The organism is Paraflavitalea soli, from assembly GCF_003555545.1.
GTDB classification, from domain to species: Bacteria; Bacteroidota; Bacteroidia; order Chitinophagales; family Chitinophagaceae; genus Paraflavitalea; species Paraflavitalea soli.
On the sequence record NZ_CP032157.1, the window covers coordinates 6,376,403 to 6,400,451 of the forward strand.

Below are 24,049 nucleotides of genomic sequence, written 5' to 3' on the forward strand. Positions count from 1 at the left end.
CGTTCCCGATTGCCGCCTAACCGATTCAAGAAATAAGAACTATGAAAAAGATATTATTCTTCACCGTATTGATTTCACTGGGCATCAGCGCCCACGCCCAGGTAGTGCTCAACCTGCAGTTGCCTCCCCTGGGGCTTACCATTAAGCCACAGCTCTGGAACCTGTCCCTCATCAATACCTCCGCACAGGATATGCAGGTGCGTATTGAAATGGTGATGACCGATGTGCGCAACAACCAGCGTGTGCTTACCGGCACTTCCAAACTGATCCTGTTGCCCAAAGGTATCAAGCAGGTACAACTGAACGACGTACTGCCCATCACCTACAATTCCGGCAGTCCGGGTTATGCAGTAGATCCTTCCCCCGAGGGCTTTTTGCCCATTGGTCTGTTCAATATTTGTTATACCGCCATCAGGGTAGAGAGCGATGCGGTAGACAGGCTGGGAGAGGAGTGTGAGACCATCGAGATTGAGCCCATCAGTCCTCCACAATTGATGATGCCCCTCGATGAAGAGCAGGTGGAGATCACCCGGCCCTTTTTTGCCTGGATACCACCATCCCCGTTCAATACCCTCAACAGCCTGTTGTACGATTGGGTACTGGTGGAAGTACAGCCTACACAAAGTCCGGCAGATGCCCTGCAGCAGAATGTGCCTGTACTTAGCCGCCAGAATATTGCCTATACCAATTTTCAATACCCTCTTTCCTCACCCGAGCTGGATAGCAGCAAACTCTACGCCTGGCGAATTACTGCCAGGAACAATTTGGCGCCTATTGGCAATAGTGAGGTATGGAGTTTTCGGGTAAGGCGGTTTGGCCTGGATAGTAATATTACAAAAGCAGGCGGCTCCTATTTTTCAAAATTATCCCGCACAGAAGATGCCGCCTATGCGATCTGTAATGGCGTATTGCGTTTTGAATACCTTAATGAGTTCAATGAGCCGCAGGTAGAAGTGGCCATATTTGATCTCAGCGATGCTGGCCGCAAACAGGTGCAGCTGGACTCAGCAAGCCTACCCGTACAATTCGGTCAGAATTTCCAGCAGATGGACTTGCGCCGCAACAATGATCTGAAAGATAAACATATGTACCTGTTGGAGTTGGTCAATGCACGAAGGGAAAAATGGTACCTGAAATTTGAGTATAGAGAATAGATAGTACCGGAAATAGTTGCAAAGGAGCTGGCCTATATTGTTGCTGAAAGGATCTTCAACAATTACAAAGGTTTTGCACCAACTGCCGACTGCCGACTCACGATTTTGCCGATTCACGACTAAAATAATATTGCATGTTAGTTTCTCTGGCGCGTTATCAAAAGTCTATTGCCTGGTTTTTTGCAGCACTCTTTTACATGGAGTTGATCATTACACCGGCTATGGCAAGGGCTGCCATAAATAGGCCCGTCATTCATGTTCCTGCGTTTCGGCCTCTGGCAGGAGCAGGGTTTCCGGACAAGAGTGGAAATATCATGTCACGGGCAGATACTAAAAAGAATGCTTTACCTGTATCAGTAGCAGGTGTAACCGGTGTGAAAGAGAAAAAAGACCCCGGTATAGCCAAACAAAAATTTACCACAGGACCTACCCAGCCGGAGATGCAAAGTTTCCAGTCAGTTAACGCCAGTAATATGGTAGACCTTTTTACCGGCGATTTTTCTTATAATATTCCCTTATTGGACGTGGGCGGTTATCCGGTCAACCTGAGCTACGGAAGTGGCATATCGATGGACCAGGAGGCCAGTTGGGTGGGCCTCGGGTGGAATATCAACCCAGGCACGATCACCCGCAACATGCGCGGACTCCCCGATGATTTTAATGGCAGTGAGGATGTGGTGACCAAAACCATCAGCATGAAACCCAATAAAACCGTGGGTATTACAGTTGGCGGAAATATTGAACTGTTGGGTAAGAGCCAGCTTGCAAACGTAAAGGGCAGCCCCGATCCCGTGAAAGGACGTCCTGGAACAGTAGGTGTTTCCTTTGGTGTTTTTCACAACACTTATAAAGGATGGGGCACTGAAACCGGTCTCAATGTGAGCATCAACTCGGGCCTGGGTGCCGCAGGCGGGCTCACCAGCGCTTTATCCATCACCAACAACTCTCAGAATGGCCTGGATATAAGTCCTTCCTTTGGTTACCAGATTGGCAAAAATGAGACCAAGGCCAGGGGTGAGCTTACCATTGGCACCAACTACAATTCCCGTGCAGGCATCCAGGACCTGCAGATCACAGGACAGGTAAAGCAGCATGTGGCCAGCTATCATTCACAAAACTATAGCATGGGCGTAGCCATTCCCTCTTATATATCTTTCTCAAAGCCTTCCTATACACCTACTATTTCAGTGCCCTATACCTCCTCCCAGGCGTCGTTTACAGCCAAGGTAGGGTCCGAACATTGGGCATTGCACCCAAGCGGTTATATACGAGGCTATGGATCTACTCAGAAAATTGCTACCAATGACCGTACTGTCAAAGTCCCGGCTTATGGATACCTCAATTATGAGAAGGGGGGAGCCAACAAAAACGTATTGCTCGACTTTAATCGCGAAAAAGATGTGGCATTCAACCAGCAAACACCACATATAGCCGTACCGATCTATACTTACGATACATATTCCATTACCGGAGAAGGAACAGGTGGTATGTTCAGGCCTTATCGGGGGGATATTGGTTTTATCCATGATCATACAATGGCTACCAAAAGCAACAGCGACCGCCTCTCCATAGATATTGGCTTAGGTACCGTGGTTCATGGCGGAATTGATTTTATCACCAGTAATGCTACTACAACCACAGGCCCATGGTTGACTGAAAATACACTGAAAGATGTAGTGGCCTTCAGACAGCAGGACACCGTATTTGAAAATGTATACTTCAAAAATCCCGGAGAAAAAACGGTCGTCAATGCCGCTTTCCTCAATAGTATCGGTGGAGATAGCCTCGTAAGGGTTGACCTCTCACCCTTGGATAAGCAACAACTGCCCGCATTTAGTGCTACCCGCAACCTGTCTGTGTTCAATGGAGCCCGGGTAGATAGAAAAGTACTCTTGACAGGCAATACAGTGCGCAAGGAACGTGACAAAAGAACACAGGTTATTTCCTACCTCACGGCTGGGGAAGCTGCCATTGTGGGAATGGATAAGGTGATAAAGTATTACCCGGTTAATGAATTCCCCAACAATACCTGTGGAATTAATTACAATACACTCGATAGGGTTGACAGCAAAAGAAAGCGCAATCACCTGTCAGAAATAACAGTGCTGAATGGCGATGGCAGGAGATATGTATATGGTATACCCGTGTACAATACAAGCCAGGAAGAAGTGACCATGTCTACCGATACAGGCAGCACGACTACAGGACTGGTAACTTATTCAGGCAGCGACAATTCAGTAGACAACAGCAAGGGTAAAGACGGTTATTTCAACCGGGAGGAAATGCCTGCCTATGCGCATTCGTTTTTATTATCGGCTATTGTATCGCCCGATTATGCCGATCTTACCGGTGATGGTGTTTCCGAAGATGATAATGGGGATGCAGTTAAGTTCAATTATAGCCAGGTATACCACTCCGGTGACCCTTACAGGTGGAGGGCGCCTTACCAGCAAAACAAGGCTGCTTATAATGAAGGGCTTAAAACCGATAACCGCGATGAGCGGGGAAGCTATACCTATGGTACAAGAGAAGTCTGGTACCTCAACTCTGTAGAGTCCAAAACCATGATTGCCACTTTTGTTTTGGAAACCGCTACACCCAGGCTCGATGGTTATGGCGTGCTCAATATGAATGGTGGCCAGGATGCTACACAGAAGTTATACAGGCTGAAGCAGATCAACCTGTATGCAAAGGCCGACTACGTGAAGTATGGCCCCGCCACAGCCAAACCAATTAAGTCTGTACATTTTGAATACAGTTACGAACTGTGCAAAAAAAATCCGGGGTCACTCAATGATTCCGGAAAGTTAACACTCAAAAAGGTTTGGTTTACCTACAATAAGAACAATAAAGGAGCTTTAAATCCTTATATATTTACCTATCACGCTAAAAACCCCGACTACCAAAGCGGCGCTACCGACCGTTGGGGCAGTTACAAGAACCCTGCAAGAAATCCGGGTAGTGGTAAACCACTTACCAATGCCGATTATGCATATTCTTTACAAGATGGAGCTCAATGGAATGCCGACAGCGCGGCCGCCAATGCAGCCCCCTGGACATTGTCCGAGATCAAGTTGCCATCAGGTGGTAAAATAAAAGTTACCTATGAAAGTGATGATTATGCCTACGTGCAGGACAAAAGAGCCATGCAGTTTTTCTCACTGGCAGGAGCAGGTTTTGCGGCCAGCTCCGATGCGGCAGCCACTAACAACCTGCACAAACCCACGAAAGGTTATGATGACTACATGTATGTATTGGCCAATGTAACAGAAGCTGTAGCCGATAAGGCCGACATCAAACGTAAATACCTCGAAGGAGTAAGCCAGCTTTTCTTTAAGCTGGCAGTCAATATGCCCGGTGATATTTGGGGAAAAGGGTATGAGGTCGTTCCCTGTTACGCAGATATCGAAGATTATGGAGTAACAACCGAACCTGGAAACAAAAAGATATGGATAAAAGTAAAAGCCCTGGACGGTAACAAAAGCCCCATGGCCACCGCTGCTGTACAGTTCCTGCGCCTCAACCTGCCTAGTAAGGCCTATCCCTATTCCGAGCCGGGAGATAATTTCAGCCTTAAGAATGTATTGGGCATGCTCGCCTCTGTGGCTGGTAATATTAGTAATACCGTTAATGGCTTTCCCAACGATGCCCGCAGAGGCAATTGGGTAAACAATGTGGTACTGGACAAATCATTTGTACGGCTCAATAACCCTGTGTACAGGAAGTTCGGAGGCGGTCTTCGTGTAAAACGGGTGGAAGTAAAAGACAACTGGAACAACATGACATCCGGGCAGCAGGTGGAAGCCGTGTATGGACAGGATTATACCTATACAACTTCTATTGATGTGAATGGTGCGCCTGTCACTATTAGTAGTGGCGTGGCAGTTTATGAGCCGGCAGTTGGAAATGATGAAAACCCTTTCCATGTTCCGCATAAAGTATACACCGAAAAAGTGGGAGCCCTGGCCCCGGTAGATTACGTATATACTGAAGAGCCTTTTGCCGAGACTTTTTTCCCGGCGCCCATGATTGGTTATAGCAAAGTAAAAGTGCAAACCATTCATAAGACAAAGAAATCGGCCAATGGGTTTGATGTGACTGAGTTCTACACAGCCAAAGATTTCCCAACTTTTGTAGAATTTACACCCATTGATGACGAAAGCAAGAAAACATTCAATCCTCCCATTGCCAATGCATTAAAATTCAATGCAAGGAATAATGTAACCCTGTCCCAGGGATTTAAGGTCGAGCTGAATGATATGCACGGGAAGCTTAGGTCACAGGCTTCTTATGCTCAAACGGATACCGCTCATTACATAAGTTATACCTATAATTACTATAAACTGGAAAACAATGCTGCCTTACGGCAAAAGTTATCCAACAAGGTAAGTGTTATTGATTCCGCCAATGGCGTCATCCGCCACAATGCCGAGATCGGGAAAGAGGTAGAGTTGATGGTTGATCTGCGCGAACAGGTGTCTACAACCACAGGGATCAACCTGGAGGCCAATATCGATTTCGTACATACATTCCCACCTATTTTCTGGTTTCCCATGATCCCCTTACCGACCATGGAAACCAATCAATACCGGTCCGTGGCTGTCACCAAGGTCGTAAACCGGTATGGGTTATTGGATAGCGTGTTGCACATCGAAAAAGGCAGCAGGGTTACTACCCGCGACCTGGTATATGACTCAGAAACGGGACAGGCCCTGCTCAATCAGACCAATAATGAATTTGATGATCCCGTATATAGTTTTAATTATCCGGCGCATTGGGCTTACAGCGGCATGGGGCCTGCTTACAAAAATATAGGAGCTACATTGGTTAAGAAAATAGTCCGCCAGGGTATTATGCTCAATATGGATGGCACAAGGTTCAATGCCGATCGTTATTTTGAAAGCGGGGACGAAATGCTCGTGTCCGCCCGTGATCAGCGGAATAGCACTACTACAGATAGTTGTTCTCCTTTTTTCTATTCCTACAAAGATGAGCTCAGGGCCAACAGGATTTGGGCCATCGATGCCGCCAGGGGAATACAGCAGCATAAAGGCATTTATTTTATTGATATAGATGGTCGTCCATATAATGGAGATATCGAGACCCTGAAGATCATTCGTTCAGGAAAACGAAACTTATCCGCAGTGCCCTTAGGTGCTATAACAACCCTGGCAAACCCAATTAAAAATATAGGTGGAAAGGATCGTATTATTATTGATTCCACTACCGAAGTGATAGCAGCCAGTGCGGCACGTTTTAAAGATCTGTGGAAGATAGACAATGTGTGGAAGGAGTATGATAGTTGCGTTACTGAATATATTCCCTCTTCAGATCCAAAAAACAACAAGATCACGATTGCTTCAACCGTATTGTTGCGCCAGCATATCAATAATAGGGGCCAGTTGACTAACTCAACTGACTATACTACTAATAAACTGGTAGCCAGCTACCAGCGTTTTAACAACGACGAGTTTCGGACGAGGGCATTGATCAAACTGAATATCAAGGTCCCGCCAGGTGCCATCGTTCAGAGCGCGAAAATGAATTTTTATGGTACACCCCCGCTTAATATGTGGGGTCATAGTCCCTGGAACTCGTTGGATTATTCTTATGAAGGCATAGGTGAGCCTGTTTCCAGCATATTGTTCCCCTATCCATATCCTTTTAAGGGTGACGAGAAGGATCTTCCCTGGGTCAGTGAGGCGAGCCTTAATAGTGCTGCGGGTACCCCGGCTACACTGCCATACCGGGGAAGCTTCAACAATTGTCAGAACTATGGCGATGTGGATGTTACCCAGCAATTACAAAGCATGTTAACCCTTCCGCTTGAATACCGGAACCTGGTTTTAAAACTGAATACCGAAGCCCGTATTGGCGGCGGTAGCAAAACCGTTCGGTTTATGAGTTTTAAAGGGGGAAATGAAGAAGTTCCTGAGTGCAATCCAATAATCCCTTGTGTCAACCCTTGCCGCGTAAACCTGGTAGTAAGCTTGCTTATTCCTGAACCCAAATGCTACAAAGTATGCCGCTCCGAAGTGGTCAACAATGATACATTGAATCCGTACCGCTATGGTATATTGGGCAATTGGCGCATAGATACTTCCTTTACCTATTATGCCGGCCGTAAACAATCAGACTTTACAGCGGCATCAAATATCCGGACCGATGGGGCCATTAAAGGCTTCATGCCTTTCTGGTCATTACAGGCTGGGTTCATGAAACCCGTTCCAGATTCCACCCGCTGGGTATGGAACAGTAAAACCACCCTTGTCAATGGTAAGGGAGTTGAAATGGAAAATGTTGATCCCCTCAACCGTTACAACGCGGGGTTGTTTGGTTACAATAGAACATTGCCGGTAGCCGTGGCGCAAAACAGCCGGCACAGGGAAATCACCTTCGACGGGTTTGAAGACAGGGATTACAAAACAAGCCCCTGCGCCACCTGCGACGACAATGGCTGGATCAAGCTGGCCGATTATACCGTAGCAGCCAGAACAAACGATATGAGCCATACCGGCCGGTATAGTTATAAAATATACGGCAGCAACAGTACAGTAACCAAAGTACCGATCACTACCAGCGTGGCAGATACCGCTTCCACCCGCATCTCCTTAAAAGTAGATTCACTTCCGCTTGTTACCCAAACAGTAACGCCTAAAGGAAATGGTTTGCTTACCCAGTATGGTATCTACAGGGCCCGCCCCGCGTTGAACATCAATCCCTGCGTAGGGCATAATATTACAGGGTCTACCATTGAATGGTCTCCCACTACTGCCATTACCTTGCCCAAAGCCTCGTGGAAACGGGGGGAGGGGCCATCGCAGATATGCGCCAAAGAATATTTTGCCGTAAAGTGGACCGGTAAATTACAACCCCAGTTTAGCGGCAATTATCGCTTCAGTGTAACAGTGGATGATGAAATTACCCTTAAGATCGCAGGCGTTACCATTATAAGTTATACCGGTGTGGGGCCAGTAACCCGGTTCTCTACTCTTATACCGCTCAACGCCGGGCAGCTATACGATATAGAGGTGTTGATGAAAAACGGTGATGGTGCTGGAGGCATTGACCTTAAATGGGCTAACGGCTATGTTGGTTTAGAGGCACCCATTCCGGCCAGTTGCCTGTACCAGACTGCGGCACAGGCCAATGGCTCCGTAGTCAACGATACCACTTGGTGCGTTAAGTTCAGAAGTCCCGTTCCCGTTAATGCCATTCACAACAAGTTCTCTCCCTTGCAGGGCAGCAAGATGGTCTTCAGCGCCTGGGTAAAAGAAGAAATACCCTGCGTCACCGGCAGCAGCTACAACAGCGGCAGGGTACGCCTAACTTTCAACAATGGCAGCGGCGTCACCTACACCTTAAAGCCCAAAGGAAATATTATTGAAGGATGGCAGCGTATAGAAGAGGTGGTGGATATACCGGCCAACGTTACAGAAATGAATGTATACCTCGAAACCGCCACTTCCACCGCCGCTTATTTTGATGACCTGCGTATGCATCCTTTCAACAGCAACATGAAGTCCTTTGCCTACGATCCATTGAACCTGCGGTTGATGGCTGAGCTCGACGAGAACAACCACGCTACTTTCTATGAGTATGATGATGAGGGAACCCTTATCCGGGTTAAAAAAGAAACCGAGCGCGGAATAAAGACCATCAAAGAAACAAGAAGTGCTATTCAAAAATCAAACAACTAACTGAGTATATGAGACAAATATTAGTAAAGATCAGCCTGCTGTTCCTACTGGCCGCTTGCTGTAATAGCGCGTTAGCAGCTCCGGACAATATACGGGTCGATACCTCAGACGCCAATGAGTCCTTAAAGGACCTGCAATCCGTGATTGATAACAATGCTGTTTATGTCGAAGTATTGTACTATAGGGATTATGTTGACTCTTCCGGAAACCTGGTCAAGGACTCTTCCCTCATATCATGGTTTAATGCTTTTAAGAATAACTTCCAGTGGACATCTGCAAGAGTATATCCTAAACCCTTTGATCCCGATGATCCCTGGGCTTATCCTATTTATAAAACCGAAGAACATATTCAAAATGACAGGGAGTATATTACTTTTGACGACAGCTCGAAAACGATCGTAATAAATAAACGCATCAGCATCATGCAGGCCTTTTTCCAATTAGACCTGTTAGACCCCCAGTTTGTGCAAGACAATGTTGAGCGAATGTATGCTGTTGACTCTTTGGGATTCAAGGTCATTAAGGCATCGTTCAAGCCGGAATCCCCCTATCTATTCTATAGTTTAAGTTATGATACGGCTTCATTAAATCCCCGGAAAGTATCCTGTGTCAGAAAATTGGAGAACGGAAGTGGTGTAGCCGCTTATGATAAAGTAGAAATTATTTTCCGTGAGTATTACCTGAATGGTCCTATTCCAACCTTTTTAACTAACCGATACTATACACGAGTCAATAGCGTCTATGTGCTCCAGCCATCCTATGCTAATTTCGAAATCCTTGATCTCAGTGCCTACTAATAAACCTACAAGCATGAAACGCTTACAAAATATTACAGCCTTTATCCTGTTGCTGATCGCCGGCTTATCATTACCGGGGATGGCCTTTGCCAGCAATGAGCCTTATTCGGCCAGGCCCCTCAAAGGCAACCAGCTGCGTAAGGATTCCTCCAATTTGGTGAAGGATACCGTTTATTTCAACAGCACCTTGAAGCCGCTGCAAACGACCTTCAAGGTCCGCAACCTCGTTACCTTCAAGGTCAATGAATTCGCCAACCTTAAACTGCCGGATACATTTGAGATCACCGTAAGTTTCAAAGTATATTTTATCCGTAATGTGGGCAGCAGCCCCGTATCCGATTCCTCTGGTGTCATTTCTCTCAATATCAAAAGTTATAAGAACGGCCGCTATACGCCAAAGGCATTCTATACTTTTACCGGCGGTCACCAGGCACAGGTAAAGATCACCAATATGACAGTGGTCAGCGGTAACCTGGCAGATGTGGAGAATTCACTGATGCTGGAGAATGAGCTGTTTGTAACACGCGAATATGCCTTCGATTGTACCAACAACGCCGTATCAACATTAAATACCCCCGTCTACAATACAGATAAGGGAGAATTGGATGTATCCTGGAATAGCCAGCGTGCAGCTGATGAATACGACCTCGAATGGACCTATATCGATGATTCGGCCATCGCCAATTATTACATGCCGGGCAGCACAGTCAATTTTGATGCCTTGAAGATCTTTAACAACAATGCTACCAGGGTAAGCATTACCCAAAGCCGCTATTTGATCCCACTGCTGTATGATGGTAGTGGTCATCTTTTTTACCGGGTTAGGGCCGTACAAACCAAAGCCAATAACCAACGGATTGAATCCATATGGAGCACCACCCTGGGCGATTATCCTTTCACAGGGCATGAGAATAAATTGAACTGGCAGGCTACTACCAGCTTTGCAGAAGAGGGCAAGCGGAAGGCCGTTGTCCAATATTTTGATGGTTCATTACGCAACCGGCAAACAGTTACCAAAGACAATACCACCGATACTACCCTGGTTGCCGAAACTTTGTACGATTACCAGGGGCGCCCGGCCATACAGGTATTGCCAACCCCCTCCCTCAGCAGCCTTATAAAATACACACCCAATTTTAACTTGCCTGTCAACGGTACCGAATATGATAAAGATAGGTACGATGGATTGCTGGTCGATTCCTGCTATTGCAAGCAGGGTGCGCCGGCCATGGGCACCCTCAGCGGAGCTTCTAAATATTATTCTCCCTCCAACCCCCTTGTCAATACCAGTTTTCATAAATACATACCCGATGCCAAAGGTTTTCCCTTTGCTGAAACACGTTATACACCCGACAATACAAGCCGCATTAGCCTGCAAAGCGGCGTAGGGGCCGATTTTCAGATAGATTCCGGCAGGGCTACCCGCTATTTTTACAGTGCTGCCGATCAGGAAGAGCTGGATGTGCTCTTCGGTACCGAAGTGGGCAATGCCTCCCACTATTTTAAGAACATGGTGCGCGATGCCAATGGCCAGTACAGCATCAGCTATGTCGACATGCATGGCCGCACCATTGCCACCGCACTGGCTGGCAAGCCGGTAACCAAAATGGATACCCTGGCTTCCAATAAACCCTTCTATTTTACTAAAAAGCTGATCGATAGTACTACCAATATTATCAATGGTACCAGCATAGAATCAAGTAAAGGCCTGGTAGTAACCAGGGCGGGAGATCATCGTTTCAAGTATTCTTTATTACCCGATAGTATTAATATTAAGGACTGTGGGAATATCGACATTTGTTACGACTGCAGCTACGACCTTGAAATAACTATTACCGACGAGTGCAACAATTCTACCCTGCCCGGCGGGCTCCCTTATAAAATTACAGCCAGCAACCTCACCATTGATACCACCTGTAATGCCAATACACCCTTCCCGGGTGTAGACCAGTCTGTTTACCTGCGCGAAGGAAACTACCTGGTGGCTAAGAAGTTGACCATCCGCAAAAAAGCAATGGATACCTACCGAAACATTTTTCTGCGTCGCAATACCTGCAAAACATTGGATCAGTTCATTGCCGAGCAGAAAGCCGCGTTGAATATGCAATGTCAACCTTCCTGCGCTTCCTGCAATACTGCCCTGGGTACCTGGGAAACCTTCCGTCCCAATTATATGCAGCAAATGGGAATTGCTGTTGCTGATTCGGCTGCTTACCGGCCTGCGGCCCTGTTGGCCTGGAATAAATTGTCGGCAGATTGCGAGGAGCTTTGTAAAGGGAGAAGTCTTGATAAAAGCTACCGCGACCAGATGCTGGCTGATGTTACCGCCCCTGATGGCCAGTATGCTGATCCGGAAAAACCAACCGATGGATATTCAGTATTCCTGGCCAATGCGAATGGCAACCGGCCATACCAGAATCTTTCCTACCTGGATGGAAACGGATTTAGCGATCCATTGAATCCCCAGAGCCTGAGCGTAGTTGATTTCTCACGCGAGTTCAAAAAGTCCTGGGCCAATACTTTACTTACCCTGCATCCTGAATACGCCAAATTGATGCTTTTTGAGCAGTGGAAAGCAAGCCATGAGTGGGACCTGACCTTTGAAAATACCGAAACCTACCAGGAAGCGCTTGCCAGGGGCTACCTCAACCCGGCCAGCTTTACCGGTCTTCCTGCCAACGCAAAATATACACATCAACCCCTTCAGGCAGATCCACTGTTTACCAACCTCCTTACTACTGCAAAGACTGCTATGCAGGATTCCCTGTTCAATGCGGTCAAACTGCAGGGCGAACCCAATATCAATGCCTGGTCTTTTGCCACCATTATGGCCCATTGTCCGGATAAGGACGAAACATGCCGGCAATCTTACTCCAACATCAACCAGGCCTTCACGATAGATGCCTCCTGTTCCGGCGAACTGGATATCGCCTGGCGGTATTTCAGGGAAATATACCTGCAAAAGAAAAGGGAGATCATGGATGCCCAGCTTAATGCTTACGCTGAAGGGATAAAGAATGAACCAGGATATTATGGACGTCTTTTTGCTTCCGGCCATGCTGTTACTTTTATGAGCCCCGCCATGGCAGCAGCAGGCCAGTTAACTGGCCTGGTTGATGATCAGGCAGAGGGCAAAGACAGCATAAACTCTTTTATCCTCGACAACTGCCGCGCCTATGCCATGCAATGGTGGCAGGAGTTAAAGCCATGTAGCTTTAGCCAAAGCGACTCTGTAGCTATTATCAACAAGCTCATACAGGTATGTAAAGAAGGCGGCGATGAAAATCATTTATTTGGCGTCAGTACCGTAAAACCATCCAGCACCAACCTCGACAGGAATTTTGAGCAGGTTATTAAGGCCTATGCCGGCAGCAATTACAATACTACTTGTAATGTATACCTGCTTACAGCCCCAAGGCCTTATGAAAACCAGCCCATCCTTTATGATAAACCCATCATGCAAAAACCCGATAGCTGCGAATGCGCTACCATCAGTAATCTTTATACCAAATACCAGGTGGCAGGCATTGATGCCAGCTTTGGTGATTACATCTATCGTACTACTCACACCAGAATTTATGATGGAGTGTTGGATACCCTGCGCAAAGCCTGTAGCGGGGAGATCAATTGCAGTTTCCTCAAGCAGCCCCTCAGCCTACCCCCCGTGTTGCAGTGTGGCGGTGGTGAAGAGTTGTGTGTAACCTGTGTTGGTATAGATACATTATACACAAAATTCAGGCAGCAGTTTCCACAGGCCGTTCCATCCTATGATGATGCAGATAGCCTGCAGCGCATATACAATACCTTGTTTGAAAGGTTCATGAACACCAATCTTGGTTTTGGAAAAAAGACAGCCGAATACCTTGATTTCATAGCTACCTGCACTACCACTTCCGATAAGTACTGCAATTTGGCGCTGGCATTCGATGGTAATGTCGGTAAAAAAAGGGTAACCATCCCTGTTCGCAATAACCGTTTGCGGCTGGGAACCGGCGATTTCACTTTGGAGGCAAGGATAAAGCCCAAGGCCAATAGTCCGTTTAATGCCATTCTCACCAACCGTACGCAAAGTGGCGGAACCACCGGAGATGGATTCATGTTCATATTAAGCAATGGTCAGTTATTGATCCAGTTGCAAGGCTGTTATAATTACATGACCAGCCATACCGCAGGCATTGATTTATACGATGGCAAACCACACCAGGTGGCAGTATCCCGGCAGGGAGATTCATTGGGTTTTTATGTAGATGGCATTAAGGTGCCCTATGCAGCCAATTGCTCAGGAACCCTGACCACGCCGCCTTCCCAACGCAATATCACAACTACAGGCCCCTGGTATATCGGACTGGATTCAACAGGAGCCGCCCCCAATCCCCTGGTCGGCTTCAACGGCTGGATTGATGAAGTAAGGGTTTGGAATACAGCCCGCACCCCGGCCCAGATTGCCGCTAATCTCAATGTAAGGCTTTCACCCCAGCCCAACCTCGCAGCTTATTATTTGTTGCGTAGTAAAGACACCTGCACACAAGCCATCATTGATTATTCTATTACCGACACAAGGCTGCGCAACGATGGCTACCTCGGCAGTTCGCCCGCCAAAGATGTGTTGGACCCCGTATGGCTTTCCCCGAAACAAATATCCTATATCGGTGCAGATCCCGTAGGAGTGTCCAATACCTGTGCCTGCACAGGAGGAAGCAGCACCGTAGTTTGTGACTCTTTGCAAGCCATCCTTAATGATTATAACACCTATGGGGGTATTCCCCACCTCGATGCCAGCGGCGCCGATACCACCAACTGGAAGATTAATTTTGGAGGTACTACCTATTATAAAGTAGGTGTGCCGTTGGGTGAGGTCGTTAAGAATGGGGTACTGAAGCTGCCGAACTATTATACAGATACATTGCCCGATGCGGCCCCTTACAAGTATGTAGATTATGATAGAGTAAAGGATACACTTTGCCTTGATTCGGCAGGATTTACATTTGAAACGCGGTTAAAATTACCCGATAGCCTGGTCATCCCTAATGGTTATAATGATTCCTGGTGGATCAGTTTATATTCCGACCCTGCTAAATCGGGCAGCATATTGGTCTCACTCAAACTTACAGCTGGCAATGGATCGGCTATTTGTACCCACCAGGGCGATCCCAAAGCAGTTTGCACCCCATTGTATGTGCCCCACCTCCCGCTGGATAATTGGCGAACAGTAAGATTACAGTTCCGCAAGCGGCAGTTCAGTTACTATATAGATACCGCGCTCCAGGGTACTGCTACACTGGATGCGCCCATGACAAAACTCTATTGGTGGACACTTTTGCAATACGCGCAGAAAGGAGAAGTTGATTATATCAGGATCTATGATACTACCGGAAGGTATTTGTACAAAGAGGAATTTGATGATCCGCATAATTTAGCACGGCCTATACCTGCTGCAGATTGTAATGGTTGTCAACCCGGCTTTGTAAAATATTTCAACCAGCGTACCAGTAATAATTACAGCTATAATCAAATTCAGGCTATCTACAATAGTACCTGTGGCACGCTGCTGGGTGATTGCCCTGAATATGAACCTGTAAACACCCTGTGCGGCCGCACAGAGCCGGTATTTCCGCCAGCAGCCTTGGTCCAGCATTCTCCTTGTGATGACTCTACCTTGTTTGCGGTATCCAAAGGAACCCTGTTGTATGAGGCGTACCGCGATTCATTGATCAACAGCTTCGACAACCGTTACCTGGCCAAATGCCTCAATGCCCGGTATACCGAAAGCTTTACCGTAGATCAGCCCATCAGTGAATATCACTATACCCTGTATTATTATGACCAGGCAGGCAACCTGGTGAAGACCATTTCTCCGCAGGGTGTCGATGTAAGCAAATTTGCCTGGGCAGCCAGTTATAGTGACTCTGTAAAGACCGCCCGTCGAAACCGGCAGGTGCTGAAGCCAGCCCATGGTTTGCTCACCCAATACAAGTACAATTCCCTCAACCAGGTCGTGACCCAGACATCTCCGGATGGGGGTCTTACCAATTTCTGGTACGACAGGCTGGGCAGACTGGCAATATCGCAGAATGCCAAACAAAGATCGGCAGGCAGCAGCAATGACCAGGACAGGCTGTACAGCTATACCAAATACGATCCCCTTGGCCGTATTACTGAAGTGGGTCAGATGAAAAATACCAGCGCCAACGGCACCATGGCCAATGCTGTGAGTCGTAACCCTGCCATGCTGGATACCTGGTTGTTAAACCTCAATAACCGGCGGGAGCAGATCACCCAAACCATCTATGACCTGCCTTATAGCGGTTTTATTGGGGCACCTGATCCCAGTACCGTAATAGCCCAAAGGAATATCCGTAACCGGGTGAGCTATATTACCTATACAGAAAATAGCAATCCTTCTGCCCATAACCAGGCCACTTTTTATACCTATGATATACTGGGTAATGTGGATACCCTCTTGCAGGATTATGGTTGCGGTACTTGTGGCACACTCGCTACCTACAACATGATGAACCGCAACGGCAATCCCCGTAAGAAGTTCGCGTACCAGTATGACCTGATCAGCGGCAAGGTGAATATGATGCTGTACCAGAATGGTTGGAATGATATGTGGCTGCACCGCTATTCCTATGATGCGGAGAATAGGCTTATTTTGGTGGAAACCAGTAATGATAGTCTCGTATGGGAAAAAGATGCCCGCTACGAATATTACCGCCACGGACCTTTGGCCCGTACAGTGATCGGTGATCAATTGGTACAAGGTATAGACTATGCCTATACACTTCAAGGTTGGCTGAAAGGGATGAACAGCACCGGTTCTACAGCTACCCATGATATGGGTGGTGACGGGCGCACGGGAAGCATCAACCAGTATGTTGCCCGCGATGCCCTGGGCTTTAACCTCAACTATTTTGGAGGTGAATATGCACCTATCAATAGTACAGTAACACCGTTTCCTAAGTATTATGGCCTCACCACCGGTGGATTGCCCGACAGTATGTACCGGCCCTTGTACAACGGCAATATCAGTAGTATGGCTACTTATATCCGCAGGTTTGAAGGAGCGGAGCCTGCGCAGCTGAATGTGTACAAGTACGATCAGCTCAACCGGTTAACACGGCAGGATGTGTATAAAAGTTTTAACCCCACTTCCAACAGTTATGCAGGATTGGCTACTTCCAATATGTTCCGTGAGCGCGTAACTTATGATGCCAATGGCAATATCACTACCTACCGCCGCAATGCGGGCGGGGAGTTTGATAACCTCATGGATGACCTGACCTATCAGTATTATCCGGCCGGCAACCAGTTAAAGCGGATTGACGATAAAGTAGATGCCAACAGGTATGGGTCCAATAGCTGGGAAATAATCACAGATATAGATGGACATGTAGACAGCAGTAACTATGTGTATGACGAAATAGGGAACCTGATCCAGGACAAACAGGAAAAAATTACCAACATCAAATGGACCGTATACGGTAAGATCGCGGAAATAACACGTAATGCCATTGCTGCCGATAAGGTGAATACTACGCGCATAGCATATTCCTATGATGCACAGGGCAATCGCATCAGTAAAGTGGTAGAAAAGGCCGGCAGTACTGTTAAAGACTTTACCTGGTATGTGCGTGATGCCCAGGGTAATCTGGTGGCAACCTATAAGGCCAGTGGCAGTGTGGATACGACAACCTTACAAAACCTGAACCTAACCCTGTTTGAACAAAATATCTATGGCAGCAGCCGGCTAGGTACGTATGCCTTTGGTGGTGGTGTGGATGGCGGCCCTGTAAGCCGTCAGTTCTACAGTGGTGGCTATCTTGAGCGCGGCTGGCGGCAATATGAACTGTCGAACCACCTGGGCAACGTGCTCACCACCATCTCCGATAAAAAGTTTGGTGTATCTTCAGGGGGTATAGGGACTGCGATAGACTATTACGAGCCCGATATGGTGAGTGCCAATGACTATTATCCTTTTGGGATGGTTAGCCGGGTTGGTACCAGCAGTACCGGGGTCAATTACCGGTTTGGCTTCAATGGAAAGGAAGCAGATAATGAGGTGAAGGGTTGGCAGAATCAGTTGGACTACGGGATGCGGATTTATGATCCAAGGGTGGGGAGGTTTTTGAGCACAGATCCTATGTCAAGAAGCTATTCCGGAGAAAGCAATTATAGTTATGCTGGTAATTCTCCTATTATGCTTACAGATTTTGATGGTTACTTTAAAATCTCTCCTTATTTTGCAAAAAAATATCCAAGTTTAACAAGAGTGTTGCAGTATTATTTACCGCTTCTTAAAGATAACCCTCAAGTCAAAGCTGCTTGGGTTAAAACGATTGGATTTAGTAGTAATGCGGAAGGAGAAAAAGCATTTGATGAAATGGTTACGTTTGGAAGTGGGCCTTGGATTACCCCGACAAGACCTTCCAAAGAAATTAAATCAAATATGCTCTCACGATTTGCTGAACCTGCTCCTGAAGGTGAGTGGTCTGAAGCTCCAGCGGCTTATGCAGATAATTTGGCTATTAGCTATTTTAGCTTAGAAGCGCTTGAGGCTGCGATCAAAAAAGGTGATGATAAGGAAATAGGAACTAATATGTTTATTGTTAGCACAGTTATAATGCATGAGGCGACGCATTGGGGAAAATGGAAATATAATTGTTGCGAAGCAAATAACTATTACTATGAAAAAGGTGCAACATTTGAAGAAAATGCATTTGGACAGAGATTTTCTTATAGGCATCCCAATATTGCTGATATGGAATTAAATGCATTAGATAAGGCTTTGATGAATAAATATAGCAGTAGTGAGCGTGGTAGATATGGTAGCCCTTCTTTCGGTTTAACGATTAATAGCTTTAATAAAAATAGCTTTTATTGGAGGTTTGCTAAAACAGCTCCATTGAGTTCTGGTCAATTAGGAGATCCTGTGGTTATAGAGAATCGTGATGAAAAGAAAGTGCTCCCGAAGCCGTATCAGCAGAAAGAAAAAGCTCAGTCAAGTAACGATAAAACCACTTATAATCATTAATAATGGCGACTAAAATTTTTATTTTCCTTAGTGCTATATTCTTAATATCATGCAGAAGCAGTGAATTTGATGCAGAGGAGGTTGCTAAAAGCTATTGTGATTGTCTAAAAAGTAATAGTACAAGTAAGGATTTTCTTGCTGCAAAAACAATTTGTGATGGATCGTTACTGCAGTCAAATCGTTATTTTAGAATTAATTATATTGAATCAACTTATGGAAGATATATGGTCTTCTTGCCGAAAGGCCTTAGAGATAGTTCAGCGGGTTTTAATTTAAGGTTTTACAATTATATCGAAGCAAATTGCTGCAAATTGGCATTCGAGAATTGCAACAAAGAGGATTCTCTGATAAAACAGAGGCAAGCTGTTGATTCTTTTCTTAAGAAATAATACACATTGGAAGGATAAGGTGGTAGTGTACCGATTGGTGCTTGCAGGAAAATAAAATATGTAAAGGAGTTGATTTACAGTCAACTCCTTTGCTGTTGAGGGGTGAAAAAGCTGTGGATAGAAAGGTCTCCAATATGCTGATCGGCCGGAAAATGGCTACTATATTGAGTTGTAAAATCTATCGTGTACCGATTGGAGCCTGGAAATATGGAATGTAACTATTGCAAAGGAAGTTGTGTCAGGAAAGGTTTTTATAATGGCGTGCAGCGGTATAAATGCAGGCATTGTTTCCGGGACCAGCGGGAGATTTACAGGAATAAAAAATACACCAGTCTGACGGATGATCAGGTTGCCCTATTGAATAAAGAGGGAGTAAGTATTCGTTCAATCGGTCGGGTATTAACAATTCCCAAGTCTTCAGTTCAAAGGCGGATGGAAAGGAGTGCTGGACAGGTGAAAGTGCCTGTTTATGAGGAAACCAAACAGGTATATGAAGTAGATGAGCTATATACTTATGTAGGCAGAAAAGCAATCCTTGTTATATCATGTATGCCATCAACAGAAAGACCAAACAGGTGATAGATTTTATTTGCGGGTCCGGGAGTAAGGGGAATATAAACAAGATCATAAAAACATTACTAAAGCTGTCGCCCCAAGGAATATATACCGATAAGCTGAATATCTTTACCGCAGTGATACCGGAAAACCTACACCGGACCTTCCAATACAAAACGAATAATATAGAGCGCAGGAATCATACACTGCGTACCCATTTGAAAAGATTATCCCGCAAGACAATCTGTTACAGCAAGAGTCAGGCCATGCTGGAAGCCTGCTTCAAATTATATGCATGGCAATAAGGTAACTGGTAGTTCTTTGAAGTATGGAAGCTGAATAGCGGTAAAGCTGGTGCAGTGAGTGAAACAACGGGGGCTGAATAGTGATACTGCAGATAGCTATTCAATAGGTTTTACCGAAGTAGGACAGCTAATAACACCAGCGCCAACAGTGCCATGGCCAATGCCGTGAGCCGTAACCCTGTCATGCTGGATAGTTGGTTGTTAAACCTCAATAACCGGCGGGAGCAGATCACTCAAACCATATATGACCTGCCTTATAGCGGTTTTATTGGAGCACCTGATCCCAGTACTGTAATAGCCCAAAGGAATATACGCAACCGGGTGAGCTATGTGACTTATACAGAAAACAGCAATCCTTCTGCCCATAACCAAGCCACTTTTTATACCTATGATATTCTGGGCAATGTGGATGCCCTCTTGCGAGTGCCAATGACTATTATCCTTTTGGGATGGTTAGTAGGGTAGGTACCAGTAGCACCGGGGTCAATTACCGTTTTGGCTTCAATGGAAAGGAAGCAGATAATGAAGTGAAGGGATGGCAGAACCAGCAGGATTATGGTATGCGGATTTATGATCCGAGGGTGGGGAGGTTTTTGAGTGTGGATCCGTTGACGAAGCAATATCCTTGGTATACACCGTGTCAGTTTGCAGATAATATGTCCATCCTTCACAACGTTAGAACCATTGCATCCAGTGGTGTTAACAATGGATTAAATGGAGTTCACAAGCTCAGTAATATAATGGAAGCGGGAATGGCATTTGTTGGAAAAAACGCCAAAAAGATATATGCTGAAGGTGGAAGATTTATTGGCTGGGAAAGTTCTGATGGATTAAAGCTATATAGACCTCCTGCTTATAAAACCGGAGGAGTTGCAGAGGGATCTGTACAAGCCAACTTCTTGCAACGAACCTCGTCAGAATACTCTTGGACATCAAAATCTTCAGAGGCAAAAGCACACATATCTAATACTCATGTCAACAGCGATGCAAAGTTTAATTACAATGCGGAAAGGCAATAAATAACATTATATGAAAAAATTAAGAGTAGTAGATTTTTTGTTCGAAACCTTTAATATAACTAGCGACGAGTTTTGTTGTTCACTAGCCATATTTTATACCTTCGAAAACACTAATATTGAAGAGTTAGAGATTGATGATTTGACATATTTCAGCATCACTATCGGAACACCTAAGGGAATTGGTTCATATTTTGAAAAAATCAGAGACAATAGTATTAATATCATTAGCTATTTTCCTCATATTGCAGTTGTGGACACGTTTGACAAGGAATCCTTAAAGGCAATTATTAAGGAGAAATTAGAAACCATTGTTGGAAAAAATGAAAACGAAGTAATAAAGAAAGCAATGATATTTTTTGATTGGCAGTATCAGGACGATGAATATGAGTTAAATAAATTATGACATACTAAGGGACAGCAGTGTACAACTTGGGCAGTATACAACTTGTCACCTGCGTAAATTTTAAATACCTAAAGGATTGGCATTGAGCCAGTCCTTTTTTGTTATCATCCATTCAAGGGAAGTAGAGATGTTTCCCTTGTTTATTTAAAACAGTCCCCTAACTGGTGCAAGTATGCAGCCGAGCTCTGTGCGGCAGGGGACTTGTGCCTGAATAAAATATCTCGACCGCTGGTAATATCAGCGTTTTTTTGTTAGGTGGACCTCATAATTTTTTCCGTTATGTACTGGGTAGATCTGTTGATCCGAAATGAATAGGAGATATAATGTAGTATATCTGACAGTACTATATAAACAATAAAAGCATAGAGCTGTATGGTTGTTGTGTTATGACAAGCCATACTTACACCTGGTTTCTAAGCCGCCACATAAGCATCAACTTCACCAGTCACTACTCTCAGACCCACTCTATCCGGTAGCAGCTCTCGGCAACTTCATCACAAAACATCAAAAACCCGCCAGCAAAAATAATGCGGCATGCCGGCCCCTGGCTGCGCACAGCTGCGCCTCCCCCAATCACCCATCCATTGAAAATACATCTTCACCAACTCATATCCGTAAACCCAGGCAACGACGACTTCCCTTCAGCACCACTCGCCATTTACCCCTCGCCACTAGCCCCACCCCATGGTCGCCAAAAACGGTTCGGCATAAAGCTTCAGTACCAGTCAGCATCCATGGATCCCGCACCAACTTCTGCGGGGAATATCGGCTGATGCAATCCGCGCATTTATTCCGCTTCCTTTTTGGCCTTGCGCTCATGCCGCATTGAATACTGCAGGCAGCTTTTGCTGTTATTTTTTCATTTTTAATTGTTTTGTTATGAAGTATTACCTCGTCGCTTCCACTTCCTGCTCGCTCGTAGGCATTGAGCAGTGCACCGTTTTTGTTGTTGGCCCTTCGCGTCAGGCGGCCTTTGAAAGGCAGTACAAAGGCCGCATCCTCATGGTCAGCACTTGCCGGCAGGCCTTGCCTCCCGTGCCCGGTTGCGTCTATCAGTAAGGGCTCCGGCCCTTTTTCTATTTCCGTCACCATAATCTCCTCCTCGTTGCCTTCTTGCCTCGATGCCTCGTTGCCTTTTCCAATCCACTCCACCACTCGCATCGTACCTCCCTTCACTAGCTTAACTGTTTCACCCACCAGTTGGTAAAACGAAATGCCCACCAGCCAGAAACAGCCTTGCGCATCCACTGGCGGAATTTCCTGCTCCACACAAAAGCCAGCCCCTGCTGCACGTCCCATCACACAAAGCGGCCCTTCCTGTATGTCCCGTGTAAACTTTCTCTTGTCAAAATCGATTGTCAGCAGGCAGCTTACCAACCGGTAATGCGTAGCTTCCGCCGGTATGCTTTTCTTCTTCCGCAGCCGGAATGCCGGGATATCAATTTTCACTTTACCTGCTTCCCGGCAAAGATGATTACCAGTATTGAAAGGCAGCACATCATTCAGTTCCCTGTCCACATGGAATTCAAATCCTGCCAGCCCCGAAAAGTCCCCCGCGCTCATCGTCCGCTCGCCCTTGTCATGTACGCGATCACCCATGATCACATCATGCAGCCAACCAGTCATGCGGCTACTCAAACGCTGATTGTTCACACCAGCCAACACCGGCCCCATCGCCTGGCGAAAGAGCTTCGAGGCCGCCGCAGCACGTCCGAACTCCGCCGCATTGCGCCGCGTATTGAGGAAGTTGGCGCCATACTTCATGGCATGTGCACTGGGGCTTCCTTTCTCCTTTACCTGCTTGCCATACGCATTCGTAAAGTAAGTTTGTCCTCCAATCGATCCATGGATCTCTATATTCGATACATACCTGGCCATACACGTTGATTTTTATTGAATGTACTATCATTGCTCACCGTTACAAAATGGTCACCGTCGTACCTTGATCCATCCTGTCACTTGATGTCGCAATGAATTGTTAAATCTTGTACAGACTAAAATTACAGCTCCACAGTACCCGTGCCTAGTACATTGGGATACCATCAGGGACACCCTGTGACAAGACCAGGGACACCCCTTGATGAACGGTAACACCGGCGATGCGCCCGCCCCAGGCGGCAGGTAGCCCACTCCGCAGAAATGGCTTTCCGCAGAGCAGCCCCCGGCTGTTTCCCATATCATTCTCTGATCAACGGGTGGTACACGCCCCATCAGGGCCATAGTAGTTCCCGGGTAAGTCCTGGGTTCTCCGTGGTCAAGTCCGGGTCAGCAGTAAAGCAACAGTAAAGGAATAGTGGAGCAATAGTATCAGTTCATTACTCAAATGCAGGCGCAGTGCTGGTTTGTATGGTTGCCAATTGGCAAATGCTGGCCCCTGGCGGGTTTGATCGAATCAGAAGAATTGAAATCAGACAGGTAACGCATAAGAATTACTTCCTTATACAATCTACGAAATATGCTTCAATAAACTGACCACTGACTAAAATAGAAGCAGATTGCTTAAAGCTGAGTTGTAGTACAGCTGGGAGAGTTTACTAGTATGCCATTAACAGACTGGGAAAGCTAATGTCCATGCCATCCCACAGATCCGCGAAATCCGTATAATCCACCAATCCGCGATTTAAAAATGACCCCGCTCTCTCGAACGGGGCCATTCCATACAAATATCAGATCAATATAGGTGATTACATACT

The 24,049-nt window shown here is 46.1% G+C and carries 9 protein-coding genes; 8 read left to right on the forward strand and 1 reads right to left on the reverse strand.

The window, feature by feature from the left end; genetic code table 11:
- The first annotated feature begins 41 nt into the window (after nt 1-41).
- The 8 genes from D3H65_RS24410 to D3H65_RS24450 all read left to right on the forward strand — a co-directional run bounded on the left by D3H65_RS24410 (nt 42) and on the right by D3H65_RS24450 (nt 21,356).
- The gene (locus tag D3H65_RS24410) at nt 42-1,154 is read left to right on the forward strand and encodes a hypothetical protein (RefSeq protein ID WP_119052814.1); all 1,113 of its coding nucleotides are present in this window, start codon (nt 42-44) and stop codon (nt 1,152-1,154) included.
- A gap of 134 nt (nt 1,155-1,288) precedes the next feature.
- The gene (locus D3H65_RS24415) at nt 1,289-8,854 is read left to right on the forward strand and encodes a PA14 domain-containing protein (protein ID WP_119052815.1); all 7,566 of its coding nucleotides are present in this window, start codon (nt 1,289-1,291) and stop codon (nt 8,852-8,854) included.
- A gap of 8 nt (nt 8,855-8,862) precedes the next feature.
- The gene (locus D3H65_RS24420; RefSeq protein ID WP_119052816.1) at nt 8,863-9,651 is read left to right on the forward strand and encodes a hypothetical protein; all 789 of its coding nucleotides are present in this window, start codon (nt 8,863-8,865) and stop codon (nt 9,649-9,651) included.
- 13 nt (nt 9,652-9,664) lie between these two features.
- A complete protein-coding gene (locus D3H65_RS24425; protein ID WP_162915796.1) occupies nt 9,665-18,685 on the forward strand; it encodes a LamG-like jellyroll fold domain-containing protein in 9,021 nt (3,006 codons plus the stop codon).
- 934 nt (nt 18,686-19,619) lie between these two features.
- Nucleotides 19,620-19,934: an IS1 family transposase gene (locus D3H65_RS33590; protein WP_119052819.1), complete on the forward strand. Its 315-nt coding sequence runs from the start codon at nt 19,620-19,622 to the stop codon at nt 19,932-19,934.
- A 153-nt stretch (nt 19,935-20,087) separates the two neighbouring features.
- Nucleotides 20,088-20,399 (forward strand): hypothetical protein, encoded by a 312-nt coding sequence (locus D3H65_RS24440; protein WP_119052820.1) that lies wholly within the window; start codon nt 20,088-20,090, stop codon nt 20,397-20,399.
- A complete protein-coding gene (locus D3H65_RS24445) occupies nt 20,384-20,953 on the forward strand; it encodes an RHS repeat-associated core domain-containing protein (RefSeq protein ID WP_119052821.1) in 570 nt (189 codons plus the stop codon). The genes D3H65_RS24440 and D3H65_RS24445 overlap by 16 nt, the downstream gene beginning before the upstream one ends.
- A gap of 10 nt (nt 20,954-20,963) precedes the next feature.
- The gene (locus tag D3H65_RS24450; protein WP_119052822.1) at nt 20,964-21,356 is read left to right on the forward strand and encodes an Imm8 family immunity protein; all 393 of its coding nucleotides are present in this window, start codon (nt 20,964-20,966) and stop codon (nt 21,354-21,356) included.
- Between the two features lie 606 nt (nt 21,357-21,962).
- Here the strand turns inward: D3H65_RS24450 and D3H65_RS24455 are convergent.
- Nucleotides 21,963-23,234, reverse strand: coding sequence for a hypothetical protein (locus D3H65_RS24455; protein WP_119052823.1), 1,272 nt, complete (start codon nt 23,232-23,234; stop codon nt 21,963-21,965).
- Nucleotides 23,235-24,049: the final 815 nt, after the last annotated feature.